The 11,784-nt window shown below is 69.0% G+C and carries 9 protein-coding genes and 2 tRNA genes; 7 read left to right on the plus strand and 4 right to left on the minus strand.

Annotated elements, in window-relative coordinates:
- Positions 1 to 46 precede the first annotated feature (46 nt).
- Positions 47 to 1,069: a selenide, water dikinase SelD gene (gene selD / locus IM25_RS14340; RefSeq protein WP_006554389.1), complete on the minus strand. Its 1,023-nt coding sequence runs from the start codon at positions 1,067 to 1,069 to the stop codon at positions 47 to 49.
- Between the two features lie 58 nt (positions 1,070 to 1,127).
- Here selD and IM25_RS14345 point away from each other — a divergent pair.
- The 3 genes from IM25_RS14345 to selB all read left to right on the plus strand — a co-directional run bounded on the left by IM25_RS14345 (position 1,128) and on the right by selB (position 4,301).
- Positions 1,128 to 1,222: transfer RNA gene (locus IM25_RS14345), tRNA-Sec, on the plus strand.
- Positions 1,223 to 1,254: 32 nt separating this feature from the next.
- Positions 1,255 to 2,559: an L-seryl-tRNA(Sec) selenium transferase gene (gene selA, locus IM25_RS14350; protein WP_033096444.1), complete on the plus strand. Its 1,305-nt coding sequence runs from the start codon at positions 1,255 to 1,257 to the stop codon at positions 2,557 to 2,559.
- On the plus strand, positions 2,559 to 4,301 hold the full coding sequence (gene selB, locus IM25_RS14355) for a selenocysteine-specific translation elongation factor (protein WP_033096445.1): 1,743 nt from the start codon (positions 2,559 to 2,561) through the stop codon (positions 4,299 to 4,301). The genes selA and selB overlap by 1 nt, the downstream gene beginning before the upstream one ends.
- Before the next feature lie 131 nt (positions 4,302 to 4,432).
- Here selB and gdhA read toward each other — a convergent pair whose 3' ends face one another.
- The 3 genes from gdhA to IM25_RS14370 form a co-directional block, all read right to left on the minus strand.
- The gene (gdhA, locus tag IM25_RS14360) at positions 4,433 to 5,776 is read right to left on the minus strand and encodes an NADP-specific glutamate dehydrogenase (RefSeq protein WP_065996530.1); all 1,344 of its coding nucleotides are present in this window, start codon (positions 5,774 to 5,776) and stop codon (positions 4,433 to 4,435) included.
- A gap of 201 nt (positions 5,777 to 5,977) precedes the next feature.
- Positions 5,978 to 6,051: transfer RNA gene (locus IM25_RS14365), tRNA-Arg, on the minus strand.
- Between the two features lie 62 nt (positions 6,052 to 6,113).
- On the minus strand, positions 6,114 to 6,770 hold the full coding sequence (locus tag IM25_RS14370) for a DedA family protein (RefSeq protein WP_006551111.1): 657 nt from the start codon (positions 6,768 to 6,770) through the stop codon (positions 6,114 to 6,116).
- 249 nt (positions 6,771 to 7,019) lie between these two features.
- Here IM25_RS14370 and IM25_RS14375 point away from each other — a divergent pair, with 249 nt between their 5' ends.
- The 4 genes from IM25_RS14375 to IM25_RS14390 are packed head-to-tail and all read left to right on the plus strand — an operon-like array spanning position 7,020 to position 11,745.
- Positions 7,020 to 7,904 (plus strand): FAD binding domain-containing protein, encoded by an 885-nt coding sequence (locus IM25_RS14375; RefSeq protein ID WP_033096446.1) that lies wholly within the window; start codon positions 7,020 to 7,022, stop codon positions 7,902 to 7,904.
- A 4-nt stretch (positions 7,905 to 7,908) separates the two neighbouring features.
- Entirely contained in the window at positions 7,909 to 8,394 is a 486-nt protein-coding gene (locus tag IM25_RS14380; RefSeq protein WP_006551113.1) for a (2Fe-2S)-binding protein, read from the plus strand.
- Entirely contained in the window at positions 8,394 to 10,787 is a 2,394-nt protein-coding gene (locus IM25_RS14385) for an aerobic carbon-monoxide dehydrogenase large subunit (RefSeq protein ID WP_006551114.1), read from the plus strand. The genes IM25_RS14380 and IM25_RS14385 overlap by 1 nt, the downstream gene beginning before the upstream one ends.
- Before the next feature lie 46 nt (positions 10,788 to 10,833).
- Positions 10,834 to 11,745, plus strand: coding sequence for an XdhC family protein (locus IM25_RS14390; protein ID WP_033096691.1), 912 nt, complete (start codon positions 10,834 to 10,836; stop codon positions 11,743 to 11,745).
- Positions 11,746 to 11,784: the final 39 nt, after the last annotated feature.

Consider the following 11,784-nt stretch of genomic DNA (forward strand, 5'->3'; position numbering starts at 1 on the left):
GGTTAATCCGGTGCAGGTGTGTCGGCATGTCCGACGATGAACGGGGTCAGCGCACCCGGATCGCGTGTTCGCCCGCGGGAACCACCTCGCCGACGACCGGATGACCGGGCAACTCACCGACGACCAGCAGACCGCCGGACGTCTGGGCGTCGGCGAGCAGGAGCAGTTCGTCGTCGTCCACCTCGGAGTCGACCGCGTCGCGTACCCAGTCGAGATTGCGCCGGCTCCCGCCGGGGACGAATCCCTCCGCGAGCGACTCCCGCGCCCCGGCGACGTACGGCACGGCCGCGGAGTCGATCACGGCGGTCGTGCCGCTGGCCCGCATCATCTTCATCAGGTGCCCGAGCAGACCGAAACCGGTGACGTCGGTGGCGGCACGGACACCGGCCTCGTGCGCGAGTTGCGCCGCCTCGCGGTTGAGTGTCGTCATCACCGCGACCGCTTCCTCGAACTGCTCGCCGGTGGCCTTGTGCCGGTTGTTCAGGATGCCGAGACCGAGCGGCTTGGTGAGGGTGAGCGGCAGGCCGGGCGTGGCAGCGTCGTTGCGCAGCAGGCGATCCGGATCGCCCAGACCGGTCACGGCCAGCCCGTACTTCGGCTCCCGGTCGTCGATGCTGTGCCCGCCGGCGAGATGAGCACCTGCCTCGGCGCACGCGTCGGCGCCGCCGCGCATCACCTCGGCGGCGAGTTCGAACGGGATGAGCTCGCGCGGCCAGCCCAGGAGGTTGACCGCGATGATCGGCGTGCCACCCATGGCGTAGACGTCGGACATGGCGTTGGTGGCGGCGATCCGTCCCCAGTCGTAGGCGTCGTCGACGACCGGGGTGAAGAAGTCGGCCGTCACGATGACGGCCCGGCCGCTGCCGTCGGGCGCCGGATCGATTCGGACCGCGGCTCCGTCGTCGCCGTTCTCCACACCCACCAACAGTTCGCCGGCGGCCCGTCCACCCTGCAGACCGCCGAGCACCCGTTCGAGTTCACCCGGCGGAACCTTGCATGCGCAACCGCCGCCGGCGGCGTACTGGGTGAGTCGGATGGCGCCCTCGGGAAGGTCGACGTGTGCGGTCATGGACCCAAACATACGGGCGAGTCGTAACCGAGGGCCCGACTTCGGTTAGGGTGAGCGCGGAGGTGGTTCTCGTCTGGTGACGGTCGCGGTCTTCAAAACCGTTGTGGCCCAGTATCTGGGCTGGGCGGGTTCGATTCCCGTCCGCCTCCGCCAAATGTTTTCGTCGACCGTGGGATGAGGAGCGCGTGCCGGATCCGAGACGGGACGTTCCCCGCACCGACCAGGTCCTGGCCGATCCGCGCCTGCGCGAGGCCGTCGACCGGCTGGGCGCCCGACTGGTCAAGCAGACCGTCGTCGCGGCCCAGCAACGGTGCCGCGACGGCGAGATCGGGCCCGATGCCGTCGCCGACGTCGCGGTCGCGTCGCTGCCGCAGCAGGCGACCACCCTGCGCCGCGTCGTCAACGCGACCGGCGTGGTGGTGCACACCAATCTCGGTCGCGCCCCGCTGTCCCGAGCGGCGGTCGAGGCGGTGTCCACCGCGGCGGGCGCCACCGACGTCGAACTCGACCTGGCCACCGGTCGGCGCGGACGGCGAGGACGCGGCGCCCTCGAAGCACTCGCCGAACAGGTACCCGACGCCGGCGGCATCCACGTCGTCAACAACGGTGCCGCGGCTCTCGCCCTGGTCACCCGGGTGCTCACACGCGGTGGTCGCTCGATCGTGATCGCACGGGGCGAACTGGTCGAGATCGGTGACGGCTTCCGGATCCCGGAACTGCTGGAATCCGTGGGCGCGACGCTGCGTGAGGTCGGCACCACCAACCGCGTGCGCCTGAGCGACTACGCCGCGGCCGTCGACGACGACACCGCCTTCGTCCTCAAGGTGCATCCCTCGAACTTCACCGTCAGCGGCTTCACGTCGTCGGTGTCGGTCCGGGAACTCTCCGGACTCGGACCGCCCGTCGTGGTCGACATCGGATCGGGTTTGCTCGCGCCGCATCCGCGGCTGTCGAACGAACCCGACGCCACCACCGCGCTGCGTGCCGGCGCCGACCTGGTGACCGCCTCGGGCGACAAGCTCCTCGGCGGTCCGCAGGCCGGCCTGCTGCTCGGACGGGCCGAACTCGTGGAACGCCTGCGGCGCGACCCGTTCGCGCGGGCGCTGCGCGTCGACAAGCTCACCCTGGCCGCTCTCGAAGCGACCCTGACGGGACCGATGCCACCCGTGGCGTCGGCGCTGGCCTCCCGCCCGGAAGATCTCCGCGCCCGCGCACAGGCGATCTGCGTGGCGCTGCCCTCGGAGTGCCAACCCGAGGTGGTCGACTCCGACGGCGTCGTCGGGGGCGGCGGCGCCCCGGACGTCGTCCTGCCGAGCATCGCGATCGCCCTGCCCGAACACCTCGCTCTTCCGTTGCGTCTCGGCGAGCACCCCGTCGTCGGCCGCGTCGAACGCGGCCGGTTGCTGCTCGACCTGCTCGCGGTCGACCCCGCCGAGGACGGCGAGCTGATCGACGCCGTGACGCGCGTGGCCGCTCGCGAAGGATCCTGATGCACGTCGTCGCGACCGCCGGTCACGTCGATCACGGCAAGTCGACGCTGGTCGAGGCGCTCACCGGTGCGAATCCGGACCGGCTCGCCGAGGAACGGCGACGAGGACTGACCATCGAGCTCGGCTACTGCTGGACGTCCTGGCCCGAGGTTGGAGAGGTCGCCTTCGTCGACGTCCCCGGACACGAGCGATTCCTCACGACGATGCTCTCCGGAGTGGGATCGGTCCCCGCCGCGCTGTTCGTGGTGGCCGCCGACGATCCGTGGATGCCGCAGGCGGCCGAACACCTCGCAGCGCTCGACGCGCTCGGCGTTCGTCACGCGGTCGTCGCCGTCACCCGCGCCGATCTCGCCGATCCGGGACCCGCGGCCGCGCGGGCCGCGGCGGAGGTCGCCCGCACGAGTCTGGCGGGGGCTCCCGTCGTCGCCGTGAGCGGGCGGACCGGGATGGGCCTCGACGATCTCCGGAGCGCACTGACGACGATGGTCGCCTCGCTCCCGGACCCCGATCCGCAGGCCGACGTCCGACTCTGGGTGGACCGCCGGTTCACCGTGCATGGATCCGGAACCGTCGTCACCGGAACACTTCCCGCGGGCACGGTGCGAGTGGGGGACACCCTCGCGCTCGGGGACACACCGCTGCGGGTCCGCAGCCTGCAGGCACTCGGTCGCGACCGGACCGCGGTGAGCGGCGTGGCCCGGGTCGCCCTCAATCTCACCGGCCGGGTCGACGACCTGGGACGGGGCAGTGTGCTCGTCACGCCCGGCGCGTGGCACCACACCTCCGTCGTCGACGTTCGGATCAGCGGCGACGACCGGCCGCCCGTTGCTCCGGTGCTGCACATCGGAGCCGCAGACGTCGGTGTCCGGTGCCGTCCGCTGGGCGACGATCTCGTCCGGCTCACCCTCGACGGCCCGTTGCCCCTGCGGATCGGCGACCGCGCCCTGCTGCGCGACCCGGGCCGCCGGATGATCTGGCGGGCCGACGTTCTCGACCCCGATCCACCCCGATTCCGGCGTCGCGGCGCGGCGGCACGCCGCGCGCTGCAACTGGCAGGGGCCGACGGGACACCGCACCTGGCCGACGAACTCGCCCGCCGCGGACTCCTGCACCGGCAACGGTTGCGACAGTTGGGCATCCCACTCGCACGGGGAGAGCACCTGACGGTCGGGCCGTGGCTCGTCGCACCCGGTCTCGCGAAGGCCGTCGCCGACCGGCTGCCCACACTCGTGCAGGCCCATGCCCGCACCCATCCACTGGATCCGGCGGCGCCGTTGACGGTGCTGGCGTCGCAGCTGCGTCTTCCCACGCCGGACCTCGTCCGGGCGCTGGTGCGACCTCCGCTCGAAGTGGTCGGGGGGCGGGTGATCGCTCCCGGCGCCGACGGTCTACCGCCGAAGATCCGCAAAGCCGTCGAGCAGGTGCGCCGCGACCTGTCGGCCGCCCCGTTCGCGGCCCCGACCGCCGATCGCCTACGCGAGCTCGGCCTCGACGACCGGGCCCTCGGCGCGGCCGAACGCAGCGGACGGTTGTGGCGGGCGGGCCCGGGCATCGTCCTGCTCCCCGACGCCGCCGACACGGCCGTGGAGCTGCTGGGCGAATTGGACCAGCCCTTCACGACCAGTGCCGCGCGCGAACGCCTGGGAACGACACGGCGGGTGGTCCTGCCGTTGCTCGACCGGCTCGACAAGGCGGGTCGCACACGCCGGCTCCCCGACGACCGCCGCCAGATCGTCCGCTAGAGTCGCCGTCCCCGCACTCTCCGGCGGGACGACTCTTCACCCGAAACGCGAAGTGCGGGTACCGAACTCGTCGGTACCCGCACTTCGCATGAAGAATCGGTCGTCAGATGACGCCCGGTGCGAACACAGCGTCAGATGACGCCCAGTGCGAACATGGCGTCGGCGACCTTCACGAAGCCGGCGATGTTGGCGCCGTGGATGTAGTCGCCCGGCTTGCCGTACTCGGCGGCGGTCTCGACGCAGCGGCCGTGGATGTCGGCCATGATCCCGGCGAGACGCTCGTCGGTGTAGTCGAAGTGCCACGAGTCGCGCGAGGCGTTCTGCTGCATCTCCAGCGCCGAGGTCGCCACACCACCGGCGTTGGCGGCCTTGCCGGGCGCGAAGGCGACTCCGGCGTCACGGAAGACACTGATGCCGCCCGGGGTGGTGGGCATGTTGGCGCCCTCGGCGACGATCTTCACGCCGTTGTTGACGAGGGTCTTCGCCGAGTCCTCGTCGAGTTCGTTCTGCGTGGCGCACGGCAGTGCGACGTCGCACGGCACGTTCCAGATGTTGCCGCCGGGGAAGAACTCGGCGTCGCCGCGCTCGTCGACGTACTCGGAGATGCGTCCGCGGCGGACCTCCTTGATCTCCTTGAGGAGAGCGACGTCGAGGCCCTTGCGGTCGACGATGTAGCCGGAGGAGTCGGAGCACGCGATCGCGGTGCCGCCGAGCTGGTGGATCTTCTCGATGGCGTAGATCGCGACGTTGCCCGAACCCGAGACGACGGCGGTGCGGCCGTCGAGCGAGGTGCCGGCGGTCTTGGCCATCTCGTTGACGAAGTAGGCCGCGCCGTAACCGGTGGCCTCCTTGCGCACCTGCGAACCACCCCAGGTCAGGCCCTTGCCGGTAAGGACGCCGGACTCGTAGGAGTTGGTGAGGCGCTTGTACTGGCCGAACAGGTACCCGATCTCGCGGCCGCCGACGCCGATGTCACCGGCCGGGACGTCGGTGTACTCACCGATGTGGCGGTGCAGCTCGGTCATGAACGACTGGCAGAAGCGCATGATCTCCTGCTCGGAGCGACCCTGGGGGTCGAAGTCCGAGCCGCCCTTGCCGCCGCCGATGGGCAGGCCGGTGAGGGCGTTCTTGAAGATCTGCTCGAAGCCGAGGAACTTGACGATGCCGAGGTTGACGCTCGGGTGGAAGCGCAGCCCGCCCTTATAGGGGCCGAGAACGCTGTTGTACTGCACGCGGAAGCCACGGTTGACGTGGACGTTACCTTGATCATCGATCCACGGCACGCGGAAGATGATCTGCCGCTCCGGCTCGCACAGGCGCTCGATCAGACCGGATTCGAAGTATCCGGGGTGCCGCTCGAGCACGACATGCAGAGACTCGAACACTTCGGCCGCAGCCTGGTGGAATTCGGGTTCACCTGCGTTGCGGGCCTTGACCTGCTCGTAGATCTCTTCGATGCGGTCCGATGTCGACACGCCCACCTACCTGACTCTGTGAGGATTCTGTAACACGGGATTTACGACGAGAACTATAGGACGTGGCCCTTAGCATGTGTTAACCCTGCGGCAAGGTGGGATGAGAAACACACGATCCGAACGGCCTGTCTGCCGGGCGAAATGCCCGGTTCACCGGTATGATGTGCGGCCCCGCGACGGGTGGTCCGCCGGCGGTCGAGGTGCCCCCGGCAGGACTCGAACCTGCGACCTAGAGATTAGAAGGCTCTTGCTCTATCCAGCTGAGCTACGGAGGCGCGGCCAGAATCTTAGCGGGTGCTCCCCGAGGTCGCCGCACACACCCTCGTACCCGCCGGGGTCAGCGCTCGAGCGTGCTGCCCCGTTCGTCGTCGGGGCTCGATTCGCCCCGCGGAACGTCCACTCGACCGGTCTTGAACCGTTGGATGAGATGGTCGATTCCGACACCCAGGACCACCGCGACGCAGATGGCGACCGCGGCGCCGAACAGCGGCTGCGATTCGAACCAACCGCCGACGAGGCGCCCCACGAACGCCGAGTACAGCGCCCAGGTCGTGCCACCGAGGATCGTGAGCGGCACGAACTTCTGCCGCGGGTAGCGGGTCGCTCCGGCCGTCATGTTCACAGCGATCCGGCCGATCGGGATGTATCGCGCCGTGAGGATCACTGCGGCGCCGCGCTTGTCGAGTCCGCGCCGCGCCCACGCGAAAGCGGCTCGTGCCCTCGGGCGGCGCATCCACCGGAACCGTTCGGTACCGACCTTCCGTCCGATCGCGTACGCGATGTTGTCACCGATGATCGCGCCGAGCGCCGCGAGCACGATGACGATCCACAGGTAAGGACGCCCGGTCGAGCCGGAGAGGGACGACAGGGTCACCAGGACGGTCTCGCTGGGCACCGGGGGGAAGAAGCCGTCGAGGATGCACACGGCGAAGAGCAACGGGTAGACCCACAGGGCTGCGGCCTGGCCGATGATGAATTCGTTGATCACGTCCATGGATCTGTGTGGTGCTCCCGTCGGGTCCGCCGGTCGGCTCCTTCCACGCTATCCGCTCGCACCGCCGAGGACTCCGGACGACGGCGGCGTTACGGCACACACCGTCGACCGCAGGGGAACGATTCGATTCCGATTCGCCCGTTTCGTCGCATCGATCTCGAGTCGGGTCTACTATGAGCGCACCAAGGGGGAATCGTGGGCGGCTGGTGGGGGAAACCGGTCCGCGCCACCTGATGGCGGGAGTTCTTCATGCAGGTTCCTGGCCCATTCGAGTACGAGCGTGCCACCGGAGTGGATCACGCCGTCGAGTTGCTCGACCGGCACGGAGAGGGGGCCCGGGTCGTCGCCGGCGGGCACAGTCTGCTGCCGATGATGAAACTTCGGCTCGCGAATCCGGAGTACTTGATCGACATCAACGATCTCGCGGACGAACTCGATCACATCGTGTTCGAACCCGGGTCCGTGCGCCTCGGTGCGCTGGTCCGGCACCGCCGGCTTCTCGAATCCGACGAACTCGCCGAGATCTTCCCGATCTTCCGCGATGCCGAGCGCGTGATCGCCGATCCTGTCGTCCGCAATCGTGGAACGCTCGGTGGGTCGTTGTGTCAGGCAGATCCTGCCGAGGATCTGTCCACCGTGTGTGCAGTGCTCGGCGCGACCTGTGTCGTACGCGGACCGGGCGGGGTGCGCGAGCTCGATTTCCACGACTTCCATCTCGGCCCCTACGAAACGGCGGTCGCCCCGAACGAACTGCTCGTCGAGGTGCGGCTGCCGAGGAAGGGCACCGGGGCCAGTGCGTACGAGAAGGTCGAGCGTCGCACCGGCGACTGGGCGGTGGCCGCCGCGGGCGCCGCGCTGTGGATGTCGGACGACGGACGCATCACCGACGCGCGTGTCGGGCTGACGGCGGTGCGCGCCGACGAGGCGGCGCTGTCGAGGGTGTCCGAGCTGTTGCGCGGCTCGCCGGCCTCGGAGGAACTCTTCCTCGAGGCGGGAGCGGCGGCCGCGTCGGCATGCGATCCCGAGACCGATCAGCGCGGCACCGCCGCCTACAAGCGTCACCTCGCATCGGAGTTGACGGTGCGGGCCCTGCGCCAATCCGCCGAACGTCTCGGCGTCACCGAAAGGGTGTGAACCGATGCAGATCTCGATGACGGTCAACGGCGAGAGTGTCACCGCCGACGTCGAACCCCGGACGCTGCTCGTGCACTTCCTGCGCGACCACCTCGGTCTGACCGGAACCCACTGGGGTTGCGACACGAGCAACTGCGGTACGTGTGTCGTCGCCGTGGACGGGGAGCCGGTGAAGTCGTGCACCACGCTGGCGGTCATGGCCGCCGGCCACGAGGTGCTCACCGTCGAGGGACTCGAACGCGACGGTGTCCTCGACCCCGTGCAGGAAGGCTTCGTGCGCTGCCACGGACTGCAGTGCGGCTTCTGCACCCCGGGAATGATGATCACCGCGCGGTCCCTGCTCGACCGCGATCCCGACCCCGACGAGGCGACGATCCGCGAGGCGATCTCCGGGCAGATCTGCCGCTGCACCGGCTACACCACCATCGTCCGGTCGGTCCGGTGGGCCGCCGAACACTCCTCGAAGGCGCAACCCACGGAGGTGTTGTGATGACCGCGGTCGAACCGGACACACGCCCGGAGGAACAGGACAACGATGGCAAGCCGTGCGGACACGGCCGGATGCTGCGCAAGGAGGACCCGCGGTTCGTGCGGGGCCGCGGCAACTACGTCGACGACGTCCGGCTGCCCGGCATGCTGCATCTCGCTGTGCTCCGATCGCCGGTTGCGCATGCGCGCATCAACGGCATCGATACGTCCGCCGCCCTCGCGCACCCGAAGGTGCGGGCGGTGATCACGGGCGCCGATCTGGCAGAGAAGGGGCTCGCCTGGATGCCGACGCTGTCGAACGACGTACAGGCCGTGCTGGCCACCGACAAGGTGCGCTTCCACGGTCAGGAGGTCGCCTTCGTCGTCGCCGACGACCACTACTCGGCGCGCGACGCCCTCGAACTGATCGACGTCGACTACGAGATGCTCGACCCGGTCGTCGACGTGCGCACGGCCCTGTCGCCCGAGGCACCGGTGATCCGGACCGATCTCGACGGCAAGACCGACAACCACTGCTTCGACTGGGAAACCGGCGATGCCGCGGCCACCGACGCGGTCTTCGCGAAGGCCGACGTCGTCACCCGGCAGGAGATCGTCTATCCACGCGTGCATCCCGCGCCGATGGAGACCTGCGGTGCGGTCGCCGATTACGACCGGATCTCCGGGAAGCTGACGCTCTGGTCCACCACACAGGCCCCGCACGCCCATCGCACGCTGTACGCGCTGGTGGCGGGTCTGCCCGAGCACAAGATCCGCGTCATCTCACCCGACATCGGCGGGGGGTTCGGCAATAAGGTCCCCATCTACCCCGGCTACGTCGGAGCGATCGTCGCGTCGCTGGTCACCGGTCATCCGGTGAAGTGGATGGAGGACCGCAGCGAGAACCTCATGAGCACCGGCTTCGCACGCGACTACATTATGGTCGGGGAGATCGCGGCGACGAAGGAAGGTCGCATCCTCGCGATCAGGTCCCGTGTCCTCGCCGACCACGGCGCCTTCAACGCCACCGCGGCCCCGGTGAAATATCCGGCCGGCTTCTTCGGTGTGTTCACCGGCAGTTACGACATCGAGGCCGCCTACTCCCACATGACCGCGGTCTACACCAACAAGGCACCCGGCGGCGTCGCCTACGCCTGCTCGTTCCGCATCACCGAGGCCGTGTACTTCGTCGAACGGCTCGTCGACTGCCTCGCCTACGACCTCGACATGGACCCTGCGGAACTGCGCCTGAAAAACCTCCTGCGCCCTGATCAGTTCCCCTACACGAGCAAGACCGGCTGGAAGTACGACTCGGGCGACTACGAGACCACCATGCGCAAGGCCATGGACATCGTCGGCTACGACGAGCTGCGCCGCGAGCAGGCCGAACGCCGCGCACGGGGTGAGCTGATGGGTATCGGCATGTCGTTCTTCACCGAGGCCGTCGGCGCCGGTCCGCGCAAGGACATGGACATCCTCGGTCTCGGCATGGCGGACGGCTGCGAACTGCGTGTCCATCCCACCGGCAAGGCCGTGGTGAGATTGTCGGTGCAGTCCCAGGGGCAAGGACACGAGACGACTTTCGCGCAGATCGTCGCGGAGGAGATCGGCATCCCGCCCGACGACATCGACGTCGTCCACGGAGACACCGACAACACCCCCTTCGGGCTCGGCACCTACGGAAGCCGCTCGACACCGGTGTCCGGCGCGGCCGCCGCGCTGGTAGCCCGCAAGGTGCGCGACAAGGCGAAGATAATCGCATCGGGCATGCTCGAGGTCTCCGTCGCCGATCTCGAATGGGAGAAGGGCACCTTCCGAGTCAAGGGCGACCCGTCGGCGGCGGTCACGATCCAGGACATCGCGATGCGGGCCCACGGCGCCGGCGATCTGCCCGAAGGTCTCGAAGGCGGTCTCGAGGCGCAGATCTGCTACAACCCCGAGAACCTCACCTATCCCTATGGCGCCTACTTCTGTGTCGTCGACGTCGATCCCGGCACCGCGGAGGTGAAGATCCGCAGGTTCCTGGCCGTGGACGATTGCGGCACCCGCATCAACCCGATGATCATCGAAGGGCAGGTGCACGGTGGCATCGTCGACGGGATCGGCATGGCCCTGATGGAGATGATCTCGTTCGACGAGAACGGCACCTGCCTGGGCGGGTCGTTCATGGACTACCTGATCCCCACCGCCCTCGAGGTACCCACGCTCGAGACGGCGTTCACCGTCACTCCGTCACCGCATCACCCGATCGGCGCGAAGGGCATCGGCGAATCCGCCACGGTCGGTTCCCCACCCGCGATCGTCAACGCCGTGGTCGATGCGTTGAAACCCCTCGGCGTCCGGCACGCCGACATGCCGTTGACACCGTCGCGGGTGTGGGAAGCCATGCAGGGTCGCGCGACCCCGCCGATCTGAGCGACGCGACAGAAGGATTCGAGTGGAACGAGCGGAGTACGAGGACATGGACCTTGCGATGCGGGCAGCACAGTTGCGCAGCGAACGCCGCCCGTTCGTGGAAGCGACCGTCGTACGGGCACAGCCGCCGACGTCCGCGCACTCGGGCGACCGGGCGCTCGTCCACGCCGACGGCACGATCGAGGGGTTCGTCGGCGGACAGTGCACCGAGAACTCGGTGCGCGAAATGTCCCGCACGGTGCTCGAGCGAGGGGAGAGCATGCTCCTACGGGTGCTGCCGGCCGGAGCCGCCGAGTTCCCCGACACCCCGGGGGCGACGATCGCGGTCAACCCGTGCATGTCCGGTGGGGCCACCGAGATCTTTCTCGAGCCGCGGATGCCTGCGCTCGTGGTGGCCGTCTTCGGGGACTCGCCCGTGGCCGACGCCGTGAGCGACTTCGCGCGGCGCGTCGACTACTCGGTGGAACGGATCCGCGGGACGCGAGTGCCTGCCGAGGCGTCGGTGGTGATCGTCGCGAGTCACGGAGGCGACGAGGGGAGTGTGATCCGCGCGGCGCTCGACGCCGGAAGCCGCTATATCGGTCTGGTCGCCAGTCACACCCGCGGCGCCGCGGTGCTCGACGAGGTGGATCCGACCGACGACGAGCGTGCCCACGTGCACACCCCGGTCGGGCTCGATATCGGTGCCCGCACCCCCGCGGAGATCGGACTGTCGATCGTGGCCGACATCGTGCGAGTCGCGCGCAGCGGCAGCCTCATCCGCCCCTCCGAGGAGAGTTGTCGACGCGTCGAGGTGCCGAGGGAGACGGAGTCGAAGCCGCAGACGGCCGTCGACCCGGTGTGCGGGATGACCGTCACGATCACCGAGTCCACCCCGCACCTCGTCGTTGCGGGCCGGACGATGTGGTTCTGCTGCCCGGGTTGCCGCAGCCGCTTCGAGAAGGACGACGTCGCGTGACCGACCCGTCCTCTCCGGGCATCTTCACCGGCGTCGACG

Origin of the sequence: Rhodococcus sp. p52 (assembly GCF_000763325.2) — a bacterium.
Classification (GTDB): Bacteria; Actinomycetota; Actinomycetes; order Mycobacteriales; family Mycobacteriaceae; genus Rhodococcus; species Rhodococcus pyridinivorans.

Excerpts from the sequence above, each read along its gene's own strand:
- selD (WP_006554389.1), bottom strand. The coding sequence starts at position 1,069 with ATGACCGCACACGTCGACCTTCCCGAGGGCGCCATCCGACTCACCCAG.
- selB (WP_033096445.1), top strand. The coding sequence starts at position 2,559 with ATGCACGTCGTCGCGACCGCCGGTCACGTCGATCACGGCAAGTCGACG.
- IM25_RS14370 (WP_006551111.1), bottom strand. The coding sequence starts at position 6,770 with ATGGACGTGATCAACGAATTCATCATCGGCCAGGCCGCAGCCCTGTGG.
- IM25_RS14375 (WP_033096446.1), top strand. The coding sequence starts at position 7,020 with ATGCAGGTTCCTGGCCCATTCGAGTACGAGCGTGCCACCGGAGTGGAT.
- IM25_RS14380 (WP_006551113.1), top strand. The coding sequence starts at position 7,909 with ATGCAGATCTCGATGACGGTCAACGGCGAGAGTGTCACCGCCGACGTC.
- IM25_RS14385 (WP_006551114.1), top strand. The coding sequence starts at position 8,394 with ATGACCGCGGTCGAACCGGACACACGCCCGGAGGAACAGGACAACGAT.
- IM25_RS14390 (WP_033096691.1), top strand. The coding sequence starts at position 10,834 with ATGGACCTTGCGATGCGGGCAGCACAGTTGCGCAGCGAACGCCGCCCG.